This window comes from Pseudomonas sp. SCT, assembly GCF_003864275.1.
In the GTDB taxonomy this organism is placed as follows: domain Bacteria; phylum Pseudomonadota; class Gammaproteobacteria; order Pseudomonadales; family Pseudomonadaceae; genus Stutzerimonas; species Stutzerimonas stutzeri_AE.
Window position 1 is genome coordinate 82,914 of record NZ_BDJA01000011.1, and the last position, 25,901, is coordinate 108,814.

General features: G+C 62.2%; 26 protein-coding genes. 12 read left to right on the forward strand and 14 right to left on the reverse strand.

The window, feature by feature from the left end; genetic code table 11:
* Positions 1-59 precede the first annotated feature (59 nt).
* From fis to BHD08_RS21565, 9 genes are all read right to left on the reverse strand, one after another.
* Positions 60-380, reverse strand: coding sequence for a DNA-binding transcriptional regulator Fis (gene fis, locus BHD08_RS21525; RefSeq protein WP_003279911.1), 321 nt, complete (start codon positions 378-380; stop codon positions 60-62).
* The gene (dusB, locus tag BHD08_RS21530) at positions 377-1,390 is read right to left on the reverse strand and encodes a tRNA dihydrouridine synthase DusB (protein WP_106157757.1); all 1,014 of its coding nucleotides are present in this window, start codon (positions 1,388-1,390) and stop codon (positions 377-379) included. Before dusB ends, fis begins: the two co-directional genes overlap by 4 nt.
* Positions 1,391-1,587: 197 nt before the next feature.
* The gene (locus BHD08_RS21535; protein WP_125024854.1) at positions 1,588-2,832 is read right to left on the reverse strand and encodes a DUF3426 domain-containing protein; all 1,245 of its coding nucleotides are present in this window, start codon (positions 2,830-2,832) and stop codon (positions 1,588-1,590) included.
* 108 nt (positions 2,833-2,940) lie between these two features.
* Positions 2,941-3,822: a 50S ribosomal protein L11 methyltransferase gene (gene prmA, locus BHD08_RS21540; RefSeq protein ID WP_122098147.1), complete on the reverse strand. Its 882-nt coding sequence runs from the start codon at positions 3,820-3,822 to the stop codon at positions 2,941-2,943.
* Positions 3,823-3,969: 147 nt separating this feature from the next.
* Complete coding sequence (accC, locus tag BHD08_RS21545) at positions 3,970-5,319, reverse strand: acetyl-CoA carboxylase biotin carboxylase subunit (protein ID WP_015275919.1); 1,350 nt, start codon at positions 5,317-5,319, stop codon at positions 3,970-3,972.
* Positions 5,320-5,336: 17 nt separating this feature from the next.
* On the reverse strand, positions 5,337-5,795 hold the full coding sequence (accB, locus tag BHD08_RS21550; protein WP_023446134.1) for an acetyl-CoA carboxylase biotin carboxyl carrier protein: 459 nt from the start codon (positions 5,793-5,795) through the stop codon (positions 5,337-5,339).
* Positions 5,796-5,873: 78 nt separating this feature from the next.
* The gene (gene aroQ / locus BHD08_RS21555) at positions 5,874-6,317 is read right to left on the reverse strand and encodes a type II 3-dehydroquinate dehydratase (RefSeq protein WP_106157760.1); all 444 of its coding nucleotides are present in this window, start codon (positions 6,315-6,317) and stop codon (positions 5,874-5,876) included.
* A gap of 211 nt (positions 6,318-6,528) precedes the next feature.
* Complete coding sequence (locus tag BHD08_RS21560) at positions 6,529-8,331, reverse strand: protein-disulfide reductase DsbD (RefSeq protein ID WP_125024856.1); 1,803 nt, start codon at positions 8,329-8,331, stop codon at positions 6,529-6,531.
* A gap of 31 nt (positions 8,332-8,362) precedes the next feature.
* Entirely contained in the window at positions 8,363-8,698 is a 336-nt protein-coding gene (locus BHD08_RS21565; RefSeq protein ID WP_106157762.1) for a Rieske (2Fe-2S) protein, read from the reverse strand.
* 187 nt (positions 8,699-8,885) lie between these two features.
* Here BHD08_RS21565 and BHD08_RS21570 point away from each other — a divergent pair, with 187 nt between their 5' ends.
* The 3 genes from BHD08_RS21570 to BHD08_RS21580 are packed head-to-tail and all read left to right on the forward strand — an operon-like array spanning position 8,886 to position 11,532.
* Positions 8,886-9,869: an iron ABC transporter permease gene (locus BHD08_RS21570; protein ID WP_162557750.1), complete on the forward strand. Its 984-nt coding sequence runs from the start codon at positions 8,886-8,888 to the stop codon at positions 9,867-9,869.
* The gene (locus BHD08_RS21575; protein ID WP_125024861.1) at positions 9,869-10,636 is read left to right on the forward strand and encodes a heme ABC transporter ATP-binding protein; all 768 of its coding nucleotides are present in this window, start codon (positions 9,869-9,871) and stop codon (positions 10,634-10,636) included. Before BHD08_RS21570 ends, BHD08_RS21575 begins: the two co-directional genes overlap by 1 nt.
* 11 nt (positions 10,637-10,647) lie before the next feature.
* Positions 10,648-11,532 carry a ChaN family lipoprotein gene (locus tag BHD08_RS21580; protein WP_125024863.1) on the forward strand — a complete coding sequence of 295 codons (885 nt, stop codon included), beginning with the start codon at positions 10,648-10,650 and terminating at the stop codon, positions 11,530-11,532.
* A gap of 205 nt (positions 11,533-11,737) precedes the next feature.
* On the opposite strand, the gene BHD08_RS21585 is transcribed toward BHD08_RS21580, so the two are convergent.
* From BHD08_RS21585 to BHD08_RS21600, 4 genes are all read right to left on the reverse strand, one after another.
* Positions 11,738-12,535, reverse strand: a complete 798-nt coding sequence (locus BHD08_RS21585) for a Crp/Fnr family transcriptional regulator (protein ID WP_125024865.1) — start codon at positions 12,533-12,535, stop codon at positions 11,738-11,740.
* 111 nt (positions 12,536-12,646) lie between these two features.
* Complete coding sequence (locus tag BHD08_RS21590; protein WP_015275928.1) at positions 12,647-12,910, reverse strand: TfoX/Sxy family protein; 264 nt, start codon at positions 12,908-12,910, stop codon at positions 12,647-12,649.
* Between the two features lie 18 nt (positions 12,911-12,928).
* Complete coding sequence (locus tag BHD08_RS21595; protein WP_125024867.1) at positions 12,929-13,714, reverse strand: class I SAM-dependent methyltransferase; 786 nt, start codon at positions 13,712-13,714, stop codon at positions 12,929-12,931.
* Positions 13,715-13,785: 71 nt separating this feature from the next.
* On the reverse strand, positions 13,786-15,348 hold the full coding sequence (locus tag BHD08_RS21600; RefSeq protein ID WP_125024869.1) for a bifunctional aminoglycoside phosphotransferase/ATP-binding protein: 1,563 nt from the start codon (positions 15,346-15,348) through the stop codon (positions 13,786-13,788).
* Between the two features lie 160 nt (positions 15,349-15,508).
* On the opposite strand from BHD08_RS21600, the gene mrcB reads away from it, so the two are divergent.
* The 3 genes from mrcB to BHD08_RS21615 all read left to right on the forward strand — a co-directional run bounded on the left by mrcB (position 15,509) and on the right by BHD08_RS21615 (position 18,917).
* A complete protein-coding gene (mrcB, locus tag BHD08_RS21605; RefSeq protein ID WP_125024871.1) occupies positions 15,509-17,821 on the forward strand; it encodes a penicillin-binding protein 1B in 2,313 nt (770 codons plus the stop codon).
* A 65-nt stretch (positions 17,822-17,886) separates the two neighbouring features.
* The gene (locus BHD08_RS21610) at positions 17,887-18,597 is read left to right on the forward strand and encodes a tetratricopeptide repeat protein (protein ID WP_125024873.1); all 711 of its coding nucleotides are present in this window, start codon (positions 17,887-17,889) and stop codon (positions 18,595-18,597) included.
* Entirely contained in the window at positions 18,597-18,917 is a 321-nt protein-coding gene (locus tag BHD08_RS21615; RefSeq protein ID WP_125024875.1) for a YqcC family protein, read from the forward strand. Before BHD08_RS21610 ends, BHD08_RS21615 begins: the two co-directional genes overlap by 1 nt.
* Before the next feature lie 37 nt (positions 18,918-18,954).
* Here BHD08_RS21615 and BHD08_RS21620 read toward each other — a convergent pair whose 3' ends face one another.
* Positions 18,955-19,386, reverse strand: coding sequence for a DUF4124 domain-containing protein (locus BHD08_RS21620; RefSeq protein ID WP_125024877.1), 432 nt, complete (start codon positions 19,384-19,386; stop codon positions 18,955-18,957).
* A 407-nt stretch (positions 19,387-19,793) separates the two neighbouring features.
* Here BHD08_RS21620 and BHD08_RS21625 point away from each other — a divergent pair, with 407 nt between their 5' ends.
* The 6 genes from BHD08_RS21625 (at position 19,794) to msrQ (ending at position 25,781) form a co-directional block, all read left to right on the forward strand.
* On the forward strand, positions 19,794-21,518 hold the full coding sequence (locus BHD08_RS21625) for an acetolactate synthase 3 large subunit (RefSeq protein WP_125024879.1): 1,725 nt from the start codon (positions 19,794-19,796) through the stop codon (positions 21,516-21,518).
* A 2-nt stretch (positions 21,519-21,520) separates the two neighbouring features.
* A complete protein-coding gene (gene ilvN / locus BHD08_RS21630) occupies positions 21,521-22,012 on the forward strand; it encodes an acetolactate synthase small subunit (RefSeq protein ID WP_003279875.1) in 492 nt (163 codons plus the stop codon).
* A gap of 76 nt (positions 22,013-22,088) precedes the next feature.
* The gene (gene ilvC, locus BHD08_RS21635) at positions 22,089-23,105 is read left to right on the forward strand and encodes a ketol-acid reductoisomerase (RefSeq protein ID WP_015275936.1); all 1,017 of its coding nucleotides are present in this window, start codon (positions 22,089-22,091) and stop codon (positions 23,103-23,105) included.
* Positions 23,106-23,258: 153 nt separating this feature from the next.
* Positions 23,259-24,098, forward strand: coding sequence for a CDP-diacylglycerol--serine O-phosphatidyltransferase (gene pssA, locus BHD08_RS21640; protein ID WP_125024881.1), 840 nt, complete (start codon positions 23,259-23,261; stop codon positions 24,096-24,098).
* Positions 24,099-24,153: 55 nt separating this feature from the next.
* Complete coding sequence (msrP, locus tag BHD08_RS21645; RefSeq protein ID WP_125024883.1) at positions 24,154-25,161, forward strand: protein-methionine-sulfoxide reductase catalytic subunit MsrP; 1,008 nt, start codon at positions 24,154-24,156, stop codon at positions 25,159-25,161.
* Positions 25,161-25,781, forward strand: a complete 621-nt coding sequence (gene msrQ, locus BHD08_RS21650) for a protein-methionine-sulfoxide reductase heme-binding subunit MsrQ (RefSeq protein WP_125024885.1) — start codon at positions 25,161-25,163, stop codon at positions 25,779-25,781. Before msrP ends, msrQ begins: the two co-directional genes overlap by 1 nt.
* Positions 25,782-25,901: the final 120 nt, after the last annotated feature.

Genomic DNA, 25,901 nt, shown 5'->3' on the forward strand with positions numbered 1-25,901 from the left:
TACAGGCTTGAGTCCGCGAAGCAGGCAGGTGCGGACAGCCGCGCCCGCCAGCTGTCGCGTCAGAGCAGGTCGTACTGTTTGAGTTTCTTGCGCAGGGTGCCGCGGTTCAGGCCCAGCAGTTCGGAAGCCTTGGTCTGGTTGCCCTTGACGTAGTGCATCACGGTTTCCAGCAGCGGCGCTTCCACTTCGGAGAGTACGAGGTTGTAAACGTCCGTGACGTCGGCACCTTCGAGGCGGGCGAAATAGTTGTGCAGCGCTTTCTCGACGCTGCCTCGCAGCGTCTGCCCCGCTTCGCTCGGCGTGTTCAGGTGCTGCTTGAGGTTCACGTTGTCACTCACGGATGTTGTTCCACTTACCAATGTTTCATTCAACAGCGTCATGCGGCCACCTCTGTTCCATCCACCGAGCCAGGCCCTGAGCGTTGTTCGGCAAAGAACTGCCGAATGCTGAAGCCCTGTGCATCCCTGTCTTCCAGATGATTGAAACGGGCACGGAAGTCCCGCGCGCCCGGTAGTGTTGCGAGATACCAACCCACGTGCTTGCGGGCGATACGGACTCCCATCACCTCGCCATAGAATTCATGCAGCGCCTGCACATGCTCCAGCAAGGTGTCTTCGATCTCTTCCAGCGTCGGCGCTGCCAGCAGCTCGCCGGTGCGCAGATAATGCTCCACTTCGCGAAAGATCCACGGGCGACCCTGCGCCGCACGTCCGATCAGCAGGCCGTCCACGCCGGTCGCCCGCAGAACCCGTGCGGCCTTTCGCGGCGAGTCGATATCACCATTGGCGAACACCGGGATCGAAACCGCCTGCTTGATGGCGGCGATGGTGTCGTACTCGGCCTCGCCGGTGTACAGGTCGGCGCGGGTCCGGCCATGAACGGCAAGTGCTGCAATGCCTGCCTGCTCGGCAATACGCGCGACGCTCAGGCCGTTCTTGTTCTGCCGATCCCAGCCGGTGCGAATCTTCAGTGTCACCGGAACGTCTACCGCGCCCACGACGGCGTCGAGGATCTCCCCAACCAGTCGCTCATCACGCATCAGTGCCGAGCCGGCCGCCTTGTTGCAGACCTTTTTCGCCGGGCAACCCATGTTGATGTCGATGATCTGCGCCCCTAGCTCGACGTTGCGCCGTGCGGCATCTGCCAGCATCTGCGGATCGCCACCGGCAATCTGCACCGAGCGCGGTTCGGGTTCGTCCGCATGGGGCATGCGCAGGCGCGATTTGCGGCTGTTCCACAAGCGCATGTCGCTGGTGAGCATTTCCGAGACCACCAGGGCCGCGCCGAAGCGGCGGCACAACTGGCGGAACGGCTGATCGGTCACGCCGGCCATGGGCGCGAGGATCAACGGATTGGTCAAGGTGTAGGGGCCGATACGTACCGCTGACATGAAGATTCCCTGCTTGGGGCCTGCTTGTTAGGTCGATCGGGACTGCAAAAAAGGGTGGGCATAATACCCGCTACGCATGACGGGTTAAAGGCTGTTTTGAACAAATTCTGAACAGCGGTCGCCTTATCGCCGGGAGTTTGGATATGACAGTTGTAGGGCGTTGATGCGCTCAGGGCGGAGCGGAAAGGGTCGAGTCGCTATTCCGGCGAATGGAAGCTCAGGCTGTAATTAACGGCCTTGGCGCCGGGGTCGAGGATATCCAGGGCGATGTGGATGGGCACCTGCGGCGGCATTTGCGAACGCCCTGCGAGCTCACCAGAAAGGTATTCGCTGGGCTTGAAACTGCGGCTGGCCAGCAGTTTGCCGTTCAGGTCGGCGAAGCGGATCTCCAGCAGCGGGAACGGTTGCGCGAAAGGGGCTCGGTTGTAGAGGATCGCATCCACCACCAGCGCGCCGGTGAACTCCGGATGGCTGCGTACCACCAGGTTACTGCTCTTGATCTGGTCGATATCGACCAGCGCAGGCAGTTCGCAGCCCAGCGTCGGGCAGATACGCTCGAACCAGGCGCGGTACTGGTGCTGTCGCGACAGCTCTTCGTAGTTGTAGGCGACATACTGTGCGCCCAGGGCAAGCACTGCGAGGAGGTTCAGTGCACCCCAGCCCAGCCAGCGTCCCCAGGGCTTCCTGCGTTCCTGCCAATCCAGTTGCAAGGGCTCGTCGTCGAGTTCGAATAGCGGCTCGCCACGCAGGTCCGGCTCTCGACGCGGTGCGGTTGAGCTGGCTGCATCATTCTCGTTATCGGGGGCAGTCGAAGCGGCAAGCGCTGGCTCAATGCGCTCGCTACGGATCTGTTGGGCCTTGGCCGTCGCGAGCGGCGCGGAGTTTATCGCCAACGGGCTTGGTGGTTGTGGCGATTCAGCCGTCACCGGAGTGAAGTGAATCGCCTCCTCGGGCGAACTGTCCATTGACGGTCCGGCGCCGCGTTCGGCGTTCAGCAGGATCTCTGCCCAGCTTTCATCGTGCTCGGAGGCGGCATTCGCGTTACGGACAATCGGCTCCGATGAGATTTGACGTTCAGATTCCAGGCTGAGCAGGTCGCGTGCGAGCTCGCGCTCCTGTTGCTCCAGCTTGGCCAGCTCCTCGTCCAGATCGAGGCTGTCGAGGTCCAGGTCGTCATGGATCCACAGGGTTTCATCGGATCTTGTGGTTGCGGCTGGCTCGGCGGTACCGGCGACTCCGGCCGTCTGAGGCGTGGCCTGCGTGGCCTCAGGGGCGCTCAGCGGCTGGGTTGGATTCAGTTCATCGCGCAGCAGACGGTGAGCTGCGTTGAAGACTTCCAGGCAGGCGCCGCAACGCACTGCGCCATGGGCTGCGCGCAGTTGGCTGCGGCCGACACGAAAGCGGGTGCTGCAGTTGGGGCACTGGGTGATGAAGCTGGTCATGCGTGTTTCCGCGCGAATGTGCCGGCTAGTCTAGCGTAAGCCAGGCGCAGAGCGGCAGTGGGTCGCGGCGGCTGGCATGCGGGGGTGCGGGCGGAGTCTCAAGCTGCCTCAGTCACGGCGAACGCCACTGATACGTACCCAGCCGTCCTTTTCAGCGGTTGGGTCGAGCTCGAACGCCTCTCTGTAAGCCGCGCGGACGTCTTCCGCTTGCTCGGCCAGGATGCCGGACAGCGCCAGACGGCCGCCAGGCTTGGCCAGAGCAGTGATGCGCGGTGCGAGCGAGACGAGGGGCCCGGCAAGGATGTTGGCGACCACTACATCGGCGGGCTCTTCCGGCAGCTGCTCGGGTAGATACAGTGCGAAACGTTCATCGGCAATGCCATTGCGCATGGCGTTGTCGCGCGAGGCTTCCAATGCCTGCACGTCGATGTCGGTGCCGACGGCGTGCTCGGCGCCCAGCAGCAGGCCGGCAATTGCCAGAATCCCCGAGCCGCAGCCGAAATCCAGCAACGACTGCCCCTGCAAGGACTGCGCATCCAGCCATTCGAGACACAGCGCCGTGGTGGGATGGGTGCCGGTGCCAAAGGCCAGTCCGGGGTCCAGCAGCAGGTTGACGGCGTCAGGCTCGGGTGCCGCGTGCCAGCTAGGGACGATCCACAGGCGGCGACCGAAGCGCATCGGCTGGAAGTTGTCCATCCAGCTGCGCTCCCAATCCTGATCCTCGATCACCTCGATCTGATGCTCGGGTAGCTCACCGCCACGCAGCAGTCGCAGATGGGCAAGCAAGGCGTCCGGATCGGTATCGGCTTCGAACAGTGCCAGCAGGTGCGTATGCGACCACAGCGGCGTGGTGTTGAGATCCGGCTCGAAGATCGGCTGATCTTCGGCGTCCATGAAGGTCACGGAAACCGCGCCCACGTCCAGCAGCTGGTCTTCCAGGGCTTCGGCCTGATCGGGGGTGATGGCGAGTCGGATCTGCAGCCAGGACATGGAAGCCTCTCGAGTGGGGTCGCGGTAAAGGCCGGCAAGCTTACTGGAGGCGGCGTGTTGCGGCCAGCGTGGGCGGTTTGGTGCCGAGCCGCAGAAACGACAGAGGCCGCCCGAAGGCAGCCTCTGTAGTACAGCGCCGAGCGGGGCTCAGTGCTTGTCCATACCCAGTTTCTTCTCCAGGTAATGGATGTTCACGCCGCCCTTGCAGAAGCCGGGATCGCGCACCAGATCGCGGTGCAGCGGGGCGTTGGTCTTGATGCCGTCGACGATCAGCTCGTCCAGTGCGTTGCGCATGCGGCCCATGGCTTCGTCACGGTTGGCACCGAAGGTGATCAGCTTGCCGATCAGCGAGTCGTAGTGCGGTGGAACCGAGTAGCCGTCGTACAGGTGCGAGTCGACGCGCACACCGTTGCCGCCTGGCGCGTGGAAGTGCTTCACCTTGCCCGGGCTGGGCATGAAGGTGCGCGGATCTTCGGCATTGATGCGGCACTCCACGGCATGGCCGCGGATGACCACATCTTCCTGCTTGATCGACAGCTTCTGGCCGCCACCGATCAGCAGCATCTCCTTGACGATGTCGATGCCGGTGACCATCTCGGTAACCGGATGTTCGACCTGAACGCGCGTGTTCATCTCGATGAAGTAGAAGTTGCCGTCTTCATAGAGAAACTCGAACGTGCCGGCGCCGCGGTAGCCGATGTCGATGCACGCCTTGACGCAGCGGGCCTGGACCTTGCGGCGGGCTTCTTCATCGATCAGCGGGGCTGGGGCTTCCTCGATCACCTTCTGGTGACGGCGCTGCAGCGAGCAGTCGCGGTCGCCAAGGTGGATGGCGTTGCCCTGGCCGTCGGCCAGCACCTGGATTTCCACGTGGCGTGGGTTGGTGAGGAATTTCTCGAGGTAGACCATCGGGTTGCCGAAGGCTGCGCCGGCTTCGTTGCGGGTCAGCTTGGCCGAGGCGATCAGATCCTCTTCCTTGTGCACCACGCGCATGCCGCGACCACCACCGCCACCGGCGGCCTTGATGATCACCGGGTAGCCCACTTCACGGGCGATGCGCAGCGCTTCCTTCTCGTCTTCCGGCAGTGGGCCGTCAGAGCCCGGAACGGTCGGCACGCCGGCCTGCTTCATCGCGTCCTTGGCCGATACCTTGTCGCCCATCAGGCGAATGACGTCGGCGGTTGGGCCGATGAAGGTAAACCCGGACTTCTCCACCTGTTCGGCGAAGTCGGCGTTCTCGGCGAGGAAGCCGTAGCCGGGATGGATGCCGTCGGCGCCGGTAACTTCGGCAGCGGCGATCAACGCCGGGATGCTCAGGTAGGACTTGGCAGAGGCGGCCGGGCCGATGCAGACGGACTCGTCGGCCAGCGACACGTGCATCAGGTCACGGTCGGCAGTGGAGTGCACCGCCACGGTCTTGATGCCCAGTTCCTTGCATGCGCGCAGAACTCGAAGGGCGATCTCGCCGCGGTTGGCGATCAGTACTTTTTCCAACATCGCTGGCTCTCCGCGGTTCAAACGATGGTGAACAGCGGCTGGTCGTATTCGACCGGCTGACCATTCTCCACCAGGATGGATTCGATGGTGCCGCTGATCTCGGCCTCGATGTGGTTCATCATCTTCATGGCTTCGACGATGCAGAGGATGTCGCCCTTCTTCACGCTCTGACCGACTTCGACGAATGCCTTGGATTCCGGCGAGGATGCACGGTAGAAGGTGCCGACCATCGGCGAGCGGACCACGTTGCCGTTCAGCTTGGGCGCAGCCGGAGCAGCGTCAGCGGCCGGGGCGGCAGCCGCTACCGGAGCGGGAGCTGGTGCGGCCGGAGCCTGGGCGTAGATGGGCTGCTGCATCGCGACCTGCTTGCTGTGGCGGCTGATGCGTACCGACTCTTCACCCTCGTGGATTTCCAGTTCGTCGATACCGGACTCTTCCAGCAGTTCGATCAGCTTTTTGACTTTGCGAATATCCATGAAGCATTGACTCCGAGGTAAGTTCAAAGGGCATTGCTGCTCGCTTCTTCAAGACACGACGCCGTGCGTGCGGGTCCCTCAGGAAGCAGCGAGTTGTTCCAGGGCGGCCTCCAAGGCCAGCCGGTAGCCGCTGGCGCCAAGGCCGCAGATCACACCCACCGCGATATCGGAAAAGTAGGAGTGATGGCGGAAAGGTTCACGCTTGTGCACATTGGACAGGTGCACTTCGATGAATGGGATGCTCACGGCCAGCAACGCGTCACGTAATGCGACGCTGGTATGCGTGAATGCCGCGGGATTGATCAGGATGAAGTCGACACCTTCACTGCGAGCGGCGTGGATGCGCTCGATCAGCTCGTACTCGGCGTTGGATTGCAGATGCAGCAGGTGGTGTCCGCGATCACGGGCAAGCTGTTCGAGATTCTGGTTGATCTGCGCCAGCGTCACTGCGCCGTAGACGCCTGGTTCGCGGGTGCCGAGCAGATTCAGATTCGGCCCGTGGAGGACCAGAAGCGTGGCCATTGATGTTCCTTGTTTTTCTGGATGCGCTGGCCGGCCAATGGCGGCTGGGTCGCGAAGGGGAAAAACTATGCCCCAAGCGAGGGCTGACTGTCCAGTCATGTCTCAATCGAGGGAAATGCCCGCATTATGTCTGAAGATTGCCGCAATCATTCCATCCGGAAATGAGCGCTTGGCTTGCCGCGGGCGAGGCGGGGGCAGCTTCGTCTGCTGACTAGAGTCCCGCGGCGGCCCGATCCAGCCGCTCGGCGAAGCCGGAGGCGTCTATTTCGCCGACTACGCGGACATCGGCCATCTCGTTACCGCTGCGATCGAAGAACAGGATGGCGGGGGGGCCGAACAGCTTGTAACGGTCCAGCAAGCTGCGTTGGGCTGCGTTGCTTTCGGTGATATCGAAGCGGATTAGACGATAGTCGGCCAGGCGCGGTGCTACCTTGGCATTGGCGAAGACTTCGCGTTCGATCACCTTGCAGCTGATGCACCAGTCGGCATACCAGTCCAGCATCAGTGGTTGGCCGGCGGCGCGGGCTGCGGCCAGCTGTGAATCGAGTTCGGCCGGCGTGGAGATCGTGTGCCAGCCTTCGCTGGCCGCGCTGCTTGGCGCTGCCCCGCCAATGGCATGCGGTAGCGGGCGAAGCGGGTCCGAGCCACCCTGCAATGCGCCGACCCAGGCCGCCAGCGCATAGACCAGCAGTACCAGGCCGGCTAGTTGGGCGAGCTTTTGCCGTGGTGTCTTGCTGGTGAGCTCAAGCGTGCCGAGAAAGACCGCGCTGCCGGCGGCCAGCAGACCCCACAAAGCTAGCGCCAGCGGACCAGGCAGTACGCGTTCGAGCATCCAGACGGCGACTGCTAACAGGAGCACACCGAATACGTTGCGCACGCTGATCATCCAGGGGCCGCTCTTGGGCAGCAGGGCACCGCCGCCGGTGGCGAACAGCACCAGTGGCGCGCCCATCCCCAGCCCCAGGGCGAACAGCTTCAAGCCTCCGCCCAGCGCATCACCACTGGCGCTGATGTACAGCAGTGCGCCGGCCAGTGGCGCTGAGACGCAGGGCGATACCAGCAGGCTCGATACCGCGCCAAGCAAGGCGGCGCCGGTGAACGAGCCACCCCGTGCATTGCCGGCGAGACGGTCGAGCCGGCTGGCGAGCGCCTGCGGCAGGCGCAGCTCGAACAGGCCGAACATCGCCAGAGCAAACGCGACGAAGAACAGCGCAAACGGGACCAGAACCCAGGGTGATTGCAGGCGCGCTTGCAGATTCAGCTCTGCCCCGAACACCCCCATCAGTGCGCCAAGCAGGGCGAAGCCGCCGGCCATGGGCAGTACGTAGGCCAGCGACAGCAGGAAGCTGCGCATGCCACCCGGCTGATCACGCAGCACGACGCCGGTGAGAATTGGCAGCATTGGCAGGACGCAGGGCGTGAAGGTCAGTCCCAGCCCGGCGAGAAAGAACAGGGCGATCGACTTCCAGGAAAGGTCACGCTGGCTGGTCTGACTGCCGATGCCAGTGGTCGCTGATGCGGCCCCGTCGCCAATCGGCAGCGACTCGGTTTCCGGCGGGTAGCACAGCCCCTTGTCGGCGCAACCCTGATAGGACACCTGCAGAACGAAAGGGCGGTTGTCCGGGTTGGTGACTGGTACGTCGATATCGACGATGCCGTAATAGGCTTCGATCTCGCCGAAATAGTCGTCGACCTTGGGTACGCCATCGGGCAGCTTCGCCTCGCCAAGCGTGACGTTCGGTTCGCTGGTCTGGAAGGCAAAGCGGTGCCGGTAGAGGTAGTAACCGTCCGCGGCTACGAAGCGCAGCGTGACCCGTTCAGGGGTTGCTTCGACCAGGCTCAGCCGGAAGGCTTCGCGCACCGGCAGGAAGTCGCCACTGTTGTTCAGTGCGCCGCCGAGGGTTGCGCTGGGCTTGCTGTCGAACAGGCCGGCGTTGGCGGGTAACACAAAGAGCAGGAGCAGCAGACTCAGCAGGCGAAGCATGGCGATCTCACGGTAAAGCTGTGGCGGCATGATAACCAAGCGCGGGTCTCGGCGCCCGCGTTCAACTGTCGCTCTGCCGATCAGTTTGCAACCAGATGCTCCCCGCCTGTTCGGCGACATCCAGCTGGCGTAGCGCCTGTCCGGCACAGGGCCCGGCCACGCACTCGCCGGATTCGATGAGAAACAGTGCGCCATGGGTCGCGCATTGCAGCAGGCTGCCACTGTCGTCGAGAAATTGGTGCGGTTGCCATTCCAGGGGCACGCCGCGGTGGGGGCAGCGATTCTCGTACAGGTACGGCTGGCCATCCCTGCGAACCGCGATCACCTTCAGGTCGCCGACAGTGAAGCCGCGACTCTGTCCTTCAAGCAGTTCGGATGTCGCGCACAATCGGATCATCATGTCCTCCCCCTGAGGCGGCGATTATCGCCCAGCTAGCTGTCATGTGCAGCCTGATCGCCTTCTCCGGGCTGGCGGCGCTCGCAGCACGCTCTTATCCTTCGCCGCTCATACCGCTTGGCGAAGCACTCCGATGGGTAGTCTGGTTTCTGCGCGCTTGCTGTTTGTCGTACTCGCTCTGTTGCTATTGATCGCAATCTGGCTATCGCTGGCCCTGGGGCCGCTGAACCTGGCGCTGGGCGATAGTCTGGCGGCTGCGTTCAGGCTGCTTGGCGCGCCAATCGAAAGGGCCGGGCTGGAGCAGGCGGAGCTGGTCCTTGCGCAGATTCGCCTGCCGCGGACGCTGCTGGGTTGTGCTGCCGGCGCGGTGCTCGCCCTTTGTGGGGTGGCGATGCAGGGCCTGTTTCGCAATCCGCTGGCCGATCCGGGGCTGGTCGGGGTGTCCAGCGGCGCAGCTCTGGGGGCCGCAGTTGCGATCGTCGGAGCCACATTCGTCCCGGCATTGCCGCTGATCTGGGAGCCCTACCTGTTGTCGGCGTTCGCCTTCATCGGCGGGCTCGGCGTTACGCTGCTGGTCTATCGCCTGGGGCGGCGCGATGGCCAGACTCATGTCGCCACCATGTTGCTTTCCGGTATCGCACTCACGGCCCTCGCGGGTGCGGTGGTCGGACTGTTCACGTATCTGGCCGACGACCGGACGTTGCGCTCGCTGACCTTCTGGAACCTGGGCAGCCTGAATGGCGCCAGCTACGCGCGGTTATGGCCGCTGCTGCTGATCACGATCGCTGTGGCGTTCTGGCTGCCGCAGCGGGCGAAGGCGTTGAATGCGCTGCTGCTGGGTGAGTCGGAAGCGCGCCATCTGGGCTTCGATGTCGAGCGCATCAAGCGCGAGCTGGTCGTCTGCACCGCGCTGGGAGTCGGTGCAGCGGTCGCGGCGGCCGGTTTGATTGGCTTTGTCGGGTTGGTCGTGCCGCATCTGATGCGCCTGCTGGTCGGGCCCGATCATCGGCTGCTGTTGCCGGCATCGGCGCTTGCCGGCGCCAGCCTGCTACTGCTTGCCGATGTCGCCGCTCGACTGGTGATTGCGCCTGCCGAGCTGCCGATCGGCATCGTCACGGCACTGCTCGGTGCGCCGTTCTTCCTTTATCTACTGCTGCGTGAGCGCGTCTGATGCTGGCTGGCAATGATCTTACGATACGGCGTGGCGCGATCACCGCCTTGCAGGGAGTATCGCTGCAGCTGCGGCCAGGGCAGGTGTTCGGTGTGCTCGGGCCGAATGGTGCTGGCAAGAGTACGTTGCTCGCGGCGCTGTCCGGTGAGCTCGTGCCATCCGCGGGTCATGTCGTGCTGCAGGGTCGGGCACTCGCTGACTGGCCGGACCTGGAGCGCGCGCGCTGTCTGGCGGTGTTGCCGCAGAGCTCGACGCTCAATTTCGCCTTCCGCGTCGCGGACGTGGTGGCCATGGGGCGTATGCCTCACCGCACCGGACGTCGGGCCGATACTGCCATTGTCGAAGCGGCGCTTGCTGCCGCGGACGCACAGCATCTGGCCGCACGCAGCTACCTCAAATTATCGGGCGGTGAGCGCCAGCGGGTCCATCTTGCCCGAGTGCTGGCGCAACTGTGGCCGGGCGGGCCGGGGCGCGTGTTGCTGCTCGACGAGCCCACCTCGATGCTCGACCCGGCGCATCAACACAGCATTCTCCAGACGGTCAGAGGCTTCGCTGCGCAGGGGGGGGCGGCTATGGTCATTCTGCATGACCTGAACCTGGCGGCGCGCTACTGTGATCGGATTCTGCTGCTCAAGGACGGCCGTCCCCATGCGGAGGGCGTGGTCGACGAAGTGTTGCGCGCCAAACCGCTGGAAGCGGTGTTCGGCCTGGACGTGCTGGTGCAGCGCCATCCCGAACGCGGTCATCCGCTGATCATCGCCCGTTGAGGAGGTGCGCCGTGCGCATTGCTCTGTTGCTGATATTGGGATTGCTTGCGGGTTGCCAGGCATTGCCGCCACTGCCCGAATGGCAAAGCCCCGACGGCCGCGATCATCCCGACCTTGGCGTGATCGTCGATCTCCGTCGCGGCATAGCAGTAACGCCCGCCCAGCTCGTGGCGAGACTGCAGACACACGAAGGTCTACTGATCGGCGAGCGCCACGACAATCCGGATCATCACGCCCTGCAGCTCTGGCTGTTGCAGGCGCTTGCGCAGGCGCGTCCGCAAGGCAGCCTGTTGCTGGAGATGCTCGAGCCCGGGCAGCAGGCACGAGTCGATACGGTGCGCGGGGATTTGGCGGAGGGTCGTGCGGAAGACGATCTGCCACAGGCGCTCGGCTGGCAGAAGGGGTGGGACTGGGAGCTGTACGGGCCGCTGGTCCGTTATGCACTCGACCAACCTTATCCGCTGTTGCATGCCAACCTGGGGCGCGAGGAGATCATGTCGATCTACCGCGCTGCACCGGCACTCTCTGGGCGCGCGTCCGCCACCGATGCGATCCGTGATGCGTTACTGGCGCAGATCGAAGTCTCCCACTGCGGGATGCTGCCCGCGACCCAGCTGCCGGCGATGCTGGCGGTGCAGCAGCAGCGTGATCGGCGCATGGCGGAGCGGATGATCGCTGCACCGAAGCCTGCAATGCTGTTCGCTGGCGCGTTTCATGTGCGGCGTGATCTGGGTGTGCCGCTGCATATCGAGGATCTGTCAGGGGAGCCGGTGGGTGTGCTGATGCTTGCTGAAGTGGGCGAGGCTGTGTCCGCCGCACAAGCCGATTATGTCTGGTATACACCGGCGCAACCGGAGCAGGATCACTGCGCACAGTTGCGCCAGTCGGGCAGGTGAAGCGGCTCGCTTTTATGCAGGCAAAAAAAGACCCGGCAGAGCCGGGTCAAAACCGTGATTAGCCTGATGAGGAGATAACCTGAAGGATCGACTGCCTGAGCCTTCAGCTATCGGCTGACCTCGCGATCAGTTGCGATAATAATAACAATTCTCATTTCTGCGTCAACAGGCTTTCGTAAAAAAATTGTGCGCGCTGCGGTCAGCATCAGACGGCAACGTTGACACGAAGGTGGGTGACTTCCTTGTTCAGCAGGTCGATGCGCCGCGCCATGCTCTCGATGAGGCTGTGCGCGATGCGGGGATTGCTTTGCGTCAGGCCGAGAAACTGCTCCTTCGGAATGACCATGACCGTGCAAGGCTCGCTGGCCACCACCGTTGCGCTACGCCGCTCGCGGGTGAACACCGCCATGGCGCCGAAGATCTCGTCCTTCTGTACGTCGCCGACCTTCTGTCCGTCGACGATCGCGTCGGCATGACCCTCGATGATGATGAATACGTTGTCCGCCTCGTCGCCCTGGCGAATCAGTTCTTCGCCCACAGCAAAATGCTTGAAGCCGGTGGACGGCCGGATCTCCGGTTGCTTGAGTCGCGCCAGAGCGTCGCCGAGTAGCGCGGTATGGCCGATCAGATACTGGGTGAACAGCTCCTGGCGATGTGCGTCAGCATGGATATGCTGAAACGCGGCGTTGCGCGAGTAGGGGATCAGGCTGATCGGCTCGTCAGTGCAATAGCGGCACTCGGGCAGGTCTCCGGACTGGCGCAAGCCGACCAGATCGCCCTCCTGGAGATAGAACAGTGCCTTGCCGTCGATCTGAGCATGCAGCAGTCCCGTTTCGATGATGAATAGTTGCTGTGCCGGCAGCTCGGCGCAAAGATCGTCGGTGTGCTTGAGTTCAAGATTTGGGCCCGACGGCTGCAAGCCTTCCAGCAGCTGTGAGGGGATTGTTTGCAGACGGTTGATCAGGCGATCGGCGTACGCCGGTTGCTCCCCGAGTAAATACATATCGGTAATCCTTGAACGAACGGGCAGGCGATTGGCAGGGTCACGTCGGCGCACAATAGGGCTTGTGACGTGATCGAGTAAATCTCGCCGAGCAGAGGATGTGAGCCAGCTCTAGTTGTCGCGTTCGTCGGACAGACTTCGGTTGAGTTGTTCCTTCAGCGGCGCGGGCAATTGTTGCCACGGCACGTCGCGCAAGGCGCCTTCGATGGCATACAGCAACACCTTGGAGGCACCAAAGCCGCGCGACTTTACCGCGCGATAGGAACTTACCGCGCCGAGCCTTCGCAGATCGGCTGCCGTATGGATGCCCGATGCGTGCAACCACTGCACCGAGGTCTTGCCCAGATTGCGGAGCGAAAGTAGTTCGTCGTGCATGGCGGCATCCTTGCGGTACTAGCGGTTGGGGAAGCCTGTCAGGAAGTGTAGCGGCCAGCGCACGGGTCGCCGCCGATCAGGTGGCCCCCAGGCCGAGGACAGCGCGGCTTCGATCATCGCAACCGGGTCCTGCCCGTGCTGCTTCTGCCATTGTTTGACTGCCGACCAGGTGCGCAGGTAGCCAACCAGGTCGGCGAATTTCCAATGTGCTTCCAGGGAAAACGCTGGGCATTCGATGGGTGCGAAAGGCGCTTGGATATCGCGATAACCGGCATCTACGCTGGCCCGGCCTGCAGGCCAGTAGCCCGCCAGGGTTTCGCCATAGAGCTTCTGGATGAGCGCATCCACCGCGGGCGTCACCTCCAGCAGGCTGTAGCACCACGCGCAGAACAAACCGTGCGGCTTCAGCGCGAGCCGCGCCTGGGCGAAAAAATCCGCTGTGGCGAACCAGTGCAATGCCTGGGCGACCACCAGCAGATCGAGCCGTCCGCTTTGCACGGGCAGGTGTTCGGCGTCGGCGACGAAGCGTTGCACGTCCGGCCAGTCATTCGCTGCGTTCAGCTGTTCGACACTGGCGTCGCACGCCAGGACACGACGGAAGTAGCGTGTCAGCGGAAAGCTGGCTTGCCCGTTGCCTGCTGCGAGGTCCAGGGCGATGTCGGTCGTCGCGCATTGGTCTGCCAGCCAGGCGAACAGCGCCTCGGGGTAGGTCGGGCGGAAACGCGCGTAGTCATCGGAGCGGCTGGAAAATAGCTGAACGCTTTCGCTGGCCGTCCCGGAGGAACGTATTTCGCTTGTAGGCATATCGGATATCCGCGATTGGATACCGGAGTATAGAAGCACCGCCGCGCTCTGCCGGCGGCGGTGCCTGGCGGTCAGAGGCCGGGCAGATGCTGACGTATGCTCGCGACCAGCTCGTCGAGGCTGCCAGCATCCTGTGTATCCACCCGGCGGCTGTGCAGTCGCTCGCTTTCGCTCAGGGCTTCACGGCTGGCTTGCTGCGCGTGAACCACCTCCATCGTCGCATCGGATGGATCAACACCTTCGGTCTGACGCTGCGCCAGCCACTGGGCGATCACCGCATCAGGTGCCTGACAGTCGAGGATGAGGAAGGGCACGCCGGTGGTTTCGGCCGCCTGCCAGGCGTCCTGGCGTTGTTGCTGTTTCAGGTACGCCGCGTCGATCACTACCGAGAAACCCGCCTGCAGCGCGGTGGTCGCGAGCTGGTGCAGATGCTGATAGGTCGCATCGCTGGCCTGTTGGCTATAGATGCCTGTATCGAGCTGGCCTTGCTGTGCTTGAGGCTGCTCCCCGTGCAGCCGCTTGCGTTCAACATCCGAGCGCAGACGGATCGCGCCGAGAGCCTCGACCAGGCGCAGTGCGACGTGGCTTTTGCCCACGGCTGAAACACCATGGGTGATTGCGAGAAAGCGCGAGGGAATGGCGCTGTAGCTCTCGGCCAGGTTTGCATAGCTGCGGTACTGGCGCACGATCACCTTGCGCTGAACGGCGTCCTGCTCCTGGTACAGGCGGAACAGGCTGACCTTGGCGCGCACCAGCGCGCGATAGGCCTTGTACAGATTCAGCAGTGCCAGCGCCGCGTAGTCGCCGGTGTGCTCCAGCCAGCCGTTGAGGAAGCGGCGCGCCTGGCATTTCAGGCCGCGATCCTCCAGGTCCATGGCGAGAAACGCAGCGTCCGAGGCGATATCGATCAGGCGGAACGGCTCATTGAATTCGATGCAGTCGAACAGGACGACATTGCCATCGATCAGCGTGGCGTTACCCAGGTGGAGATCGCCGTGACACTCGCGGACAAACCCTTGCTGGCAGCGCTGCTCAAGCAGCGGGCGCAGACGCTGGATGCTGGTTTCCGTCCAGTCCTCGAGCGCGTCCAGCTGGCGCAGGTCCGCCGCCTCGCTGAGCAATGGGCGAATCTGCTCGAAGTTCTGCCGCATCGGCGCAACGATTGCGTCGGCACTGCTCAGCGCATGACCGGCAGGTACCTGCGGGGTGCTCTGGTGAAAGCGGGCGATCTGTTCGGCCAGTGCATCGATGTGCGCGTCCGTGAGTTCCCCGCGCGCCTGCAGTTCGGCCAGCAGCTGGGTTTGCGGGAATTCACGCATCTTCAGCGCGTACTCGAACGGTTCGCCAGCGCCATTTAGCTCGGGCGCGTCTGGCGAGCCGCTGATGGGCAGGACCTCCAGATACAGGTCCGGCGCCATGCGCTGATTGAGCCGCAGCTCCTCCTCGCAGAAATGCTTGCGCGAGGCGACATCGGTAAAGTTGAGGAAGCCGAAGTCCACCGGCTTCTTGATCTTGTAGGCGTACGTGCCGGTGAGGATTACCCAGGAGATATGGGTCTCGATGACCCGAAAACCCTCGGTGGGGTGCGGGTACAGGGCAGGATTCTGCAGGGCGGCGATCAGTGCTTGGCTCACGGTCATTCCTTGTTGAAGTTCTTGAACGGGGGCGTGCGAGTCCACTGCGAAGCAGTCCACACAGTCGAAAAGTCGCAGGCATTATGGCCGCTGTGCGTTGCGCTGCAAACCGCTGAGAGGCCGTCGGTCCGTTGCAGCAAAGTGCGTATAATGCGCCGCCATGACTAAACCTCGCTCCCCTCGTACACGCTCCAGACGCCGCTCCGCTGGCGCTCGCCCCTGGTTGGGCTGGGCGGTAAAACTGTCCATTGTCGGCCTGGTGATCCTGGCTGGTTTCGCTATTTATCTCGATGCCGTGGTGCAGGAGAAATTCTCCGGCAAACGCTGGACGATTCCGGCCAAGGTCTACGCCCGGCCGCTGGAACTGTTCGTCGGGCAGAAGCTGGACAAGAACGACTTTCTCGCCGAGCTGGACGCACTGGGCTATCGCCGCGAGCGCGCAGTGAGTGGTCCGGGTGGCGCATCGGTGGCTGGTAATGACATCGAGTTGCATACCCGCGGCTTCCAGTTCTATGAAGGTGCCGAGCAGTCGCAACGGCTGCGGGTGCGCTTTTCCGGCGATTTCGTTGCCGGCCTCAGCGCGGGCAATGGCGGCACGCTGCCGGTCGCGCGGCTGGAGCCGGTGCTGATCGGTGGGCTGTATCCGGCGCACAACGAGGACCGCATTCTGATCAAGCTGGATCAGGTGCCGCCTTACCTCGTGGAGACGCTGGTCGCCGTGGAAGATCGGGAGTTCTTCAATCATTTCGGCGTGTCGCCCAAGTCCATCGCGCGTGCGGTATGGGTCAACCTGACTGCGGGCCAGGTTCGTCAGGGCGGCAGTACGCTGACCCAGCAGCTGGTGAAAAACTTCTATCTGACCAATGAGCGCAGCCTCAATCGCAAGGCCACCGAGGCGATGATGGCAGTGCTGCTGGAGCTGCACTACGACAAGCAGGAGATTCTCGAGGCCTATCTGAACGAGGTTTTCCTTGGTCAGGATGGTCGTCGTGCCGTGCATGGCTTTGGCCTGGCGAGCCAGTACTTCTTTGGTCAGCCGCTGGCGGAACTGAAACTGCCGCAAGTGGCACTTCTGGTTGGCATGGTCAAAGGACCGACCTACTACAATCCGCGCCGCAATCCGGAAAGAGCGCTGGAGCGCCGCAATCTGGTTCTCGACTTGCTGGCCGAGCAACAGGTAGTCAGCGCCGACGATGTGGCCAAGGCCAAGCAGGCGCCGTTGGGTGTGACCCAGCGCGGCAGCATGGCGGACAGCTCCTACCCGGCCTTTCTCGACCTGGTCAAGCGCCAGTTGCGCGAGGACTATCGGGACGAGGACCTCACCGAAGAGGGCCTGCGCGTCTTCACCAGTTTCGATCCGATCCTCCAGCTCAAAGCCGAGCAGGCGATGAGCGAAACGCTCAAACGGCTTGGCAAGAGCACCGAAGGTGTCGAGGGCGCGATGATCGTGACCAATCCCGAGACCGGTGAAATTCAAGCCCTGCTGGGTAGCCGCCAGCCGGGATTCGCCGGATTCAATCGTGCGCTGGACGCCTCGCGGCCGATCGGCTCGCTGATCAAACCGGCGATTTATCTTGCCGCCTTGGAGAAGCCTAGCCAGTACACGCTGACGAGCCTGCTCGAAGATGAGCCGTTCTCGGTCAAGGGCGCCGATGGGCAGGTCTGGAAGCCGCAGAACTATGGGCGTCAGGCCTACGGAACGGTCTACCTGTATCAGGCGCTGGCCAATTCCTACAATCTGTCTACCGCGCGACTTGGCCTCGATCTGGGGGTGCCGAACGTGCTGAAGACCCTGGAGCGATTGGGCGCCTCGCCGAAGTGGCCAGCTTACCCGTCGATGCTGCTTGGAGCGGGCGGTTTGCGGCCGATCGAAGTGGCCGACATGTACCAGACCCTGGCCAATGGCGGTTTCAACACGCCGCTGCGCGGCATTCGCAGTGTGCTGACGGCCGATGGCGAGCCGCTCAAGCGTTATCCGTTCCAGATTCAGCAGCGCTTCGATCCGGGTGCGATCTACCTGACCCAGTACGCCATGCAGCGGGCGATGAGCGAGGGCACGGGGCGATCAGCCTACAACCGCCTGCCGCGGTCGCTCAATCTGGCGGGCAAGACCGGGACCACCAATGATTCGCGTGACAGCTGGTTCGCCGGTTTCAGCCAGGATCTGTTGGCGGTGGTCTGGCTGGGCCGTGATGACAACGGCAAGACGTCACTGACCGGCGCGACCGGCGCTTTGCAGGTCTGGACCGACTTCATGCGTCGGGCCGATCCGCTGCCTCTGCAGATGCCGGTGCCGGACAACGTAACGTACGCCTGGGTGGATGCACGCAGCGGCCTGGGTACAGACGAACGCTGCCCCGATGCCGTGCAGATGCCCTATATTCGCGGCAGCGAACCGGCTCCCGGGCCTGGCTGCGGCATCCAGGCGCCGGCCGAATCAGTCATGGATTGGGTGCGTGGCTGGCTGCAGTAATTGCCGGCCTGAATGCATCTCGTGTTTTTCTTGTGGAGAGGTCTGAATTGGTGAACAAGCAGTGGATGGCTGTTGTTACGGCGGTGGTGCTGATCCAGGGCTGCGCCACGGTCGATCGTCGCTCGATCCCTGTGGTGGATTCGGGCGCTCCGGTATCCGAAGAGATGGCTGCTCGCCAGGGCTATCGTGCGCCACCCGCCGCGACGGTTGCGGCACCGCGGCAGCAGCAGGAGGATTCGGGTGTGGTAGTGATGGTGCCGCAAGGCAGCTCCGCACCGCTTGAGACCTTCGCAGCACCCGATGTGCCTTTTACCGGCTCGAGTGGCGCGACCGGTGCAAGCCAGCCCGCCTGGCAGCCGGCTCCGTCGATCTCGGCGCCGGCCAGCGCTCCGCAGCCGAGCATGCCCAGCGGCATTCCTCGTGCTGGAAGCGGCCTGGCTGCCGATGAGCAGCTCGACGGCCCGGTGCTCGCGCTGCTTACCACGGCTCAGCAACAGCAGGGCGGTGGTGACCTGAACGGCGCGGCCTCCAGCCTCGAGCGCGCACAGCGCATTGCGCCACGTGAGCCGCAAGTACTCTATCGTCTCGCTCAGGTTCGATTGGCCCAGGGAGATGCCACTCAGGCCGAACAGCTGTCGCGTCGCGCCCTAAGCTATGCAAGTGGACGCCCAGCCTTGCAAGCGAGCCTCTGGGAGCTGATCGCACAATCGCGGGAGCGTCAGGGGGATAGCGCGGGAGCCGCCCAGGCGCGTGAGCGCGCCAAGGTCAGCCTGTGATGGATCAGCGCCTGCCTGCGGTCGCGCAGCAGCTGCTGTTGATCGAGCGTGAACTGCGGGGGCTGGGGCTTTGGAGTCTTGAGTCTCCGGCTCCGGAGGCGTTGGCCAGTGTCGAGCCGTTCTGCGTGGATACGCTGCGGTTCGAACAGTGGTTGCAGTGGATATTCCTGCCGCGGATGAAAGCCATCGTCGAGGCGGATTTGCCTCTGCCGGCAGCCTCCGGAATCTGTGCGATGGCTGAGGTGGCTTACCGCGAGACGAAAGTGGCGGGGCTACTCGAGGCGTTGCGCGACTTCGATGCGCTGATCGAGTCGCCCTAGGCAGCGGCGGGGGCTGGCGCCGCTGGTGGACTTCTGCTCAGTTGCAGTTTTCGGCGATCTTGTCGCGAGTCTCGTTGATTCGCGATTGCCGCTCCTCCTCGGTTAGCCGCCGGGTTTCACCGTTGTCCTCGACGCGCACGCGCGGGTTGTTCTGCAGTTGCGCCAAGTTGGTGCGCATGGTTTCGCAGTAACGCTTGCGTTCGGCCTCCTGCGCGGCGACCTGCTGCTTCACCTTGCGGTCGATGTTGCTCTGGTCAGCTTCAGCCTCGTCCTGCTCTACGGATTGTGGTGTCGCCGCCGGTTTTGCAGGCGCCGTTACAGTATTGACGGTTTCCACCTGCTGGCCCTGAGGCGGTTGTGCACCGAAATGCGTAACCTTTTGAGCGTCCACCCATTTGTAGACCTGGGCGGCCATGACGTTGCCGCAAAGCGCCAGTAGCAAGCCGCCCGCAAGAAACCTGAATCGCATGCTGTTACCTTCGTTGGAATCGGAGACTGGTGATCACTATACCCAAAAGCCGGCGCGCCGCTTCTGCACCCTGTCACAGCTCAACGTTGCTCAAACACAACGGCGAGCTTGACTTGCTGGTGCCGAATCCGAACAATTCGAAGCTTGCTGTCCTGAGTCGCCTCGCCGCAAGCGATACCGGCTCAGTCTAGACAGACATGAGGTGCTACCCGCGCCGACCTGCATCACCCGCAACGCGTTACCTCGCGCTGGGTGGAGAGCCCGCGACACCAGGGTCTCTTCCAATACTGGCTCAGTCAGTGGCTGACGTAGTCGGCGACCACCGTCGCTCATGCCCTGCTGGCAGTAAACCTATTTCTGGCGGCTCCGACTTGGAATCGCTATCTGGCGTTTCAGAGGTGAACAACGTGGAACTCTTATCCGGCGCTGAAATGGTCGTCCGCTCCCTGCGTGACGAAGGCGTTAAGTACATCTACGGGTACCCGGGCGGTGCCGTTCTGCATATTTACGATGCGCTTTTCAAGGAAAAGGCCATCGAACACATCCTGGTTCGTCACGAGCAAGCCGCCACGCACATGGCCGATGGCTATGCGCGCGCGACCGGCAAGGCTGGCGTCGTACTGGTGACATCCGGACCAGGGGCGACCAACGCCATCACCGGTATCGCCACCGCTTTCATGGACTCGATCCCAATGGTGGTCATCTCCGGTCAGGTGCCCAGCACCATGGTCGGCACCGATGCCTTCCAGGAAACCGACATGATCGGTATCTCCCGACCCATCGTGAAGCACAGCTTCATGATCAAGCATCCTTCGGAAATCCCCGAAGTGATGAAGAAGGCGTTCTATCTTGCCGAGTCCGGGCGTCCTGGACCGGTTGTCATCGATATCCCGAAGGATATGACCAATCCGGCCGAGAAATTCGAATACGTCTACCCGAAGAAGGCCAAGCTGCGTTCGTACAGCCCGGCCGTGCGCGGGCATTCGGGCCAGATTCGCAAGGCGGCAGAGCTGCTGCTGGGCGCCAAGCGGCCGATCATCTACGCCGGTGGCGGCGTGATTCTGGGCAAGGCCTCGGCGCAGCTGACCGAGCTGGCGAAGATGCTCAACCTGCCGGTGACCAACACCCTGATGGGCCTGGGGTGCTATCCGGGCAGCGACCGCCAGTTCGTTGGCATGCTCGGCATGCACGGCAGTTACACCGCCAACCTGGCGATGCATCACTCCGATGTGATCCTGGCGGTCGGTGCCCGCTTCGATGACCGCGTGATCAACGGTGCGAGCAAGTTCTGCCCGAACGCCAAGATCATCCATATCGATATCGACCCGGCGTCCATCTCCAAGACCATCAAGGCTGACATCCCGATCGTCGGTCCGGTCGACAGCGTGCTCACCGAGATGGTCGCCATCGTCAAGGAAATCGGCCAGGCGCCGAATGCCGAGACCGTAGCCAGCTGGTGGAAGCAGATCGACGAGTGGCGCGGCAATGGCCGGCTGTTCCCCTACAACGAGGGCGATGGTTCGATCATCAAGCCGCAGGCAGCTATCGAGGTGCTCTGCGAGGTGACCAAGGGTGAGGCCTATGTCGCGTCGGACGTCGGTCAGCATCAGATGTTTGCCTGCCAGTACTACAAGTTCGACAAGCCCAACCGCTGGCTCAACTCGGGCGGCCTCGGCACCATGGGCTTCGGCCTGCCGGCAGCCATGGGCGTGAAGCTGAACTTCCCGGAGGCCGATGTCGCTGTGGTGACGGGTGAAGGCAGCATCCAGATGAACATTCAGGAGCTTTCCACCTGCCTGCAGTACGACCTGCCGGTGAAGATCATCAACCTCAACAACGGTGCGCTGGGCATGGTCCGCCAGTGGCAGGACATGGTGTACAACAGTCGCTACTCGCACTCCTACATGGAGTCGCTGCCGGACTTCGTCAAGCTGGCCGAGGCTTATGGTCACGTCGGTATGCGCATCACCGACCTCAAGGACCTCAAGCCGATGATGGAAGAGGCGTTTGCCATGAAAGATCGCCTGGTCTTCCTGGATATCGCTGTCGATACCGCCGAGCACGTCTATCCGATGCAGATCAAAGACGGTGCAATGCGCGACATGTGGCTGAGCAAGACGGAGCGGACCTGATCATGAGACACATCATCTCCCTGCTGATGGAAAACGAACCGGGTGCGCTGTCTCGTGTGGTCGGCCTGTTTTCGCAACGCAACTACAACATCGAAAGCCTCACCGTTGCCCCGACCGAAGACCCGACCCTGTCGCGTCTGACGCTGACCACGGTAGGGCATGAGGAGGTGATCGAGCAGATCACCAAAAACCTCAACAAGCTGGTTGAAGTCGTCAAGCTGGTGGACCTGTCGGAGAGCGCTCACATCGAGCGTGAACTGATGCTTATCAAGGTCAAGGCCACTGGCGCCCAGCGTGCCGAGGTCAAGCGCACCACCGATATCTTCCGTGGGCAGATCGTCGACGTGACTACCAGCGTCTATACGATTCAGCTCGCCGGAACCAGTGACAAGCTGGACAGTTTCATTCAGGCCGTGGGCACTGCTTCGATCCTGGAAGTTGTGCGCAGCGGTGTCACCGGGATTTCCCGCGGTGACAAAGTACTGAGTATCTAACGGCTGTAGGGCGTGTCGCCTCTCCAGTCAGTACCGTTTTATCGATGGCCCACGAGGCCGGCAACAGGGGTAATTCATGAAGGTTTCTTACGATAAAGACTGCGACCTCTCCATCATTCAGGGCAAGAAGGTCGCCATCATCGGTTACGGTTCCCAAGGGCACGCGCATGCATGCAACCTGAAGGATTCCGGCGTTGACGTAACTGTTGGTCTGCGTCCGGGCTCGTCCTCGATCGCCAAGGCCGAGGCCCATGGTCTGAAAGTCAGTGATGTGCCGGCCGCTGTTGCTGCCGCCGATCTGGTGATGATCCTCACGCCTGACGAATTCCAGGGCCGTCTGTACAAGGACGAGATCGAGCCGAACCTGAAGCAGGGCGCGACCCTGGCTTTCGCTCATGGCTTCTCGATCCACTACAACCAGGTTGTACCGCGCGGTGATCTAGACGTCATCATGATCGCCCCCAAAGCTCCGGGTCACACCGTGCGCTCCGAGTTCGTCAAAGGCGGCGGTATCCCCGACCTGATCGCGATCTACCAGGACGCTTCCGGGAATGCCCGTAACGTCGCTCTGTCCTACGCTTGCGGCGTCGGCGGCGGCCGTACCGGCATCATCGAAACCACCTTCAAGGACGAAACCGAAACCGATCTGTTCGGCGAGCAGGCTGTTCTGTGTGGCGGTTGCGTTGAGCTGGTCAAGGCTGGTTTCGAAACCCTGGTCGAAGCTGGTTACGCGCCGGAAATGGCCTACTTCGAGTGCCTGCACGAACTGAAGCTGATCGTCGATCTGATGTTCGAAGGCGGCATCGCCAACATGAACTACTCGATCTCCAACAACGCCGAGTATGGCGAGTATGTGACCGGTCCTGAAGTCATTAACGCCGAGTCCCGCGCCGCCATGCGTAATGCCCTGAAGCGCATTCAGGACGGTGAGTACGCCAAGATGTTCATCACCGAAGGCGCTGCCAACTATCCGTCCATGACTGCCTACCGTCGCAACAACGCGGCGCACGGTATCGAAGTAGTCGGCGAGAAGCTGCGCGCCATGATGCCTTGGATCGCAGCCAACAAGATCGTGGACAAGAGCAAGAACTGATCGTTCTCCTGCTCACGAAAACGCGGCTTCGGCCGCGTTTTTTCGTTCTGCCAGCCTGGCTTCTGGTATAAATCGCGGGTTTGGCCAGGCTGAACCGCAGGTCCATCGACCTGGTCGAAATCTATCCGTACCTGTTGTAGAAGGTGAATGCGCATGAGTGGACAACCCGAAGAGCCGAACAAGCCAGTCGAGCCAGAGAGCATTCTGCCGATCGACGAGCATGTCGAGGAAATCCAGGAACCCGATGGCCGCAAGGTACGCCACCGCGGCATTTACCTGCTGCCGAACCTGTTCACCACTGCCAACCTGTTCGCAGGGTTCTTTTCGATCATCACGGCTATCAACGGCAACTTTTATGTGGCCGCTGCGACGGTCTTCGTTGCCATGGTGCTCGATAGCCTGGACGGGCGCGTGGCTCGCCTGACCAATACGCAAAGCGCCTTCGGTGCCGAGTACGACTCGCTCTCGGATATGGTGGCCTTCGGGTTGGCGCCGGCGGTGCTGGCTTATGAGTGGGCATTGTCCGAGTTGGGTAACGTCGGTCTCACGGTTGCCTTCATCTATGTCGCCTGTGCAGCGCTGCGACTGGCCCGTTTCAATACGCAGATCGGCAAGGTGGACAAGCGTTGGTTCATCGGCCTGGCAAGTCCGGCTGCGGCGGGTGTGGTCGCTGGTTGGGTTTGGGCCGTTTGGGCGCTGGATGAGGTCGGCATTCGTGGCGTCGATCTGCCGCTGGTGCTGGTCATGCTGTTTGCGCTGATGGTTGCTGCTGCGGGTCTGCTCATGGTCAGCAACATCAAATACTACAGCTTCAAGGACCTCGATCTGAAAGGGCGCGTTCCGTTCGTCGCGATTCTGGTAGTCGTGCTCGTGTTTGCCGTCGTGTTCAGTGACCCGCCGCGCATTCTCCTGCTGATATTCCTTGCGTATGCGGTTTCCGGCCCTGTGCAATACCTGATGCAGCTGCGTCGGCGCAAACGCATCGAGGGTTGATTTTGACTCCGGCTCCGCGTATTGCTCCATCGGGATCAATACGCGGAGCTTCTCCATGCTCATCAAGTTTCCCGCCTCCGGCGAATGCCGCGAGTCTGACGTAACGCCCGAGGTGGCTTATCTGAGCCGCCGTCAGGTGCTCCGTGGCGCCATGCTCTCCGGCGCTATGGTCGGCCTGCCTTCTCTGGCGAATGCTGCTGAGCGCTATTCTGGCGTCACTGCTGAGCCCGCTCCGGCCTGGTTCACTGGCAAACTTGCGAACGCCCGTTGGCAAGCTGTCGTAGCGGAGGGCGAACCCATCACGCCTTATGCGGATGCCACGTCGTACAACAACTTCTACGAGTTCGGCCCCAACAAGAGCGATCCGGCGCGCCATGCTTCGGCGCTGAAGGTGGAGCCTTGGACTGTGCTGATAGATGGTGAGGTTGAGCAGCCCGGGCGTTACTCAGTCGAAGATTTGTGTTCGGAGGCTCAGCTGGAAGAGCGCATCTATCGACTGCGCTGCGTGGAGGCCTGGTCGATGGTCATTCCTTGGCTGGGCTTTCCCCTGGCAGACCTTGTGAAAAGAGTCCAGCCGCATTCATCCGCCAAGTTCATTCGTTTCGAAACGGCATACCGGCCCGAGGAAATGCGCGGCACTCGCTCCGGTTTTGCGCTGATCGACTGGCCCTATGTTGAAGGCCTGCGAATGGATGAAGCCATGCATCCGCTGACGTTATTGGCCGTCGGTATGTATGGCCACACGCTGCCTAACCAGAACGGTGCGCCGTTGCGGCTGGTGGTTCCTTGGAAATATGGATTCAAGAGCATCAAGTCGATTGTGCGCATCAGTTTCGTACGTGAACAGCCGACGACGACCTGGCAATCGATGGCGCCGGAGGAGTACGGCTTCTATGCGAACGTGAATCCCAAGGTATCCCATCCTCGCTGGTCACAAGCCCGCGAGCGTCGGCTGCCTGGTAGTCTTTTTAACGCAAATGTTCAAGACACGCTGCTGTTCAACGGCTATGCCGAGCAGGTCGCCGGCTTATACAGCTCGATGGACCTGGGTAAGGATTACTGATGCGCTACCGCTGGTGGCGGTTGGCCGTCTTCGTGTCAGCTTTGAGTGTGCCGCTGTACTGGCTGTATCTGGCCTGGCAGTTCGCTCTCGGGCCGGATCCTGGGAAAGTGCTGGTTGATAACCTGGGGCAGGGTGCGCTGGTGCTGTTGCTGTTGACTCTTTCGATGACGCCTCTGCAGCGGCTGACAGGTTGGGGTGGCTGGCTGGCGGTCCGCCGTCAGCTTGGACTCTGGTGTTTTACCTATGGGCTCCTACATCTAGCCAGCTATCTCTACTTCCTGCTCGGGGGTGAATTATCGCGCCTAGGCGGGGAGCTACTAGAGCGGCCTTATATACTCGTAGGAGCGTTGGGCTTCTCTGGTTTGGCAGCCCTGGCAATGACATCCTCCAAGTGGAGCATGCGTCGTCTTGGGAAACGCTGGAAAGCGTTGCATCGGCTGATCTACCCCATTGTGATCATCGTGCTGCTGCACATGTTGTGGGTTGTTAGATCTGACTCCGCACGATGGTTTCTTTATGCCGGTATCACAGCTGTGTTGCTGTTGCTGCGCGTTCCTGTGATGGCTACCGCTCTTGCTTCGGTACGAGGCAGAATGAAAGCCCGAACAAAACTGAAATAAACGGTTGACGTTAGTTTTCAGGCTCCTATAATGCGCACCACTTCCGGCGCAGTCCTTAAGCAAAACCTCTTGTAAATCAAAAGGTTAGCGAAATAAAAGGGTTGCACGGATGGCGGATTC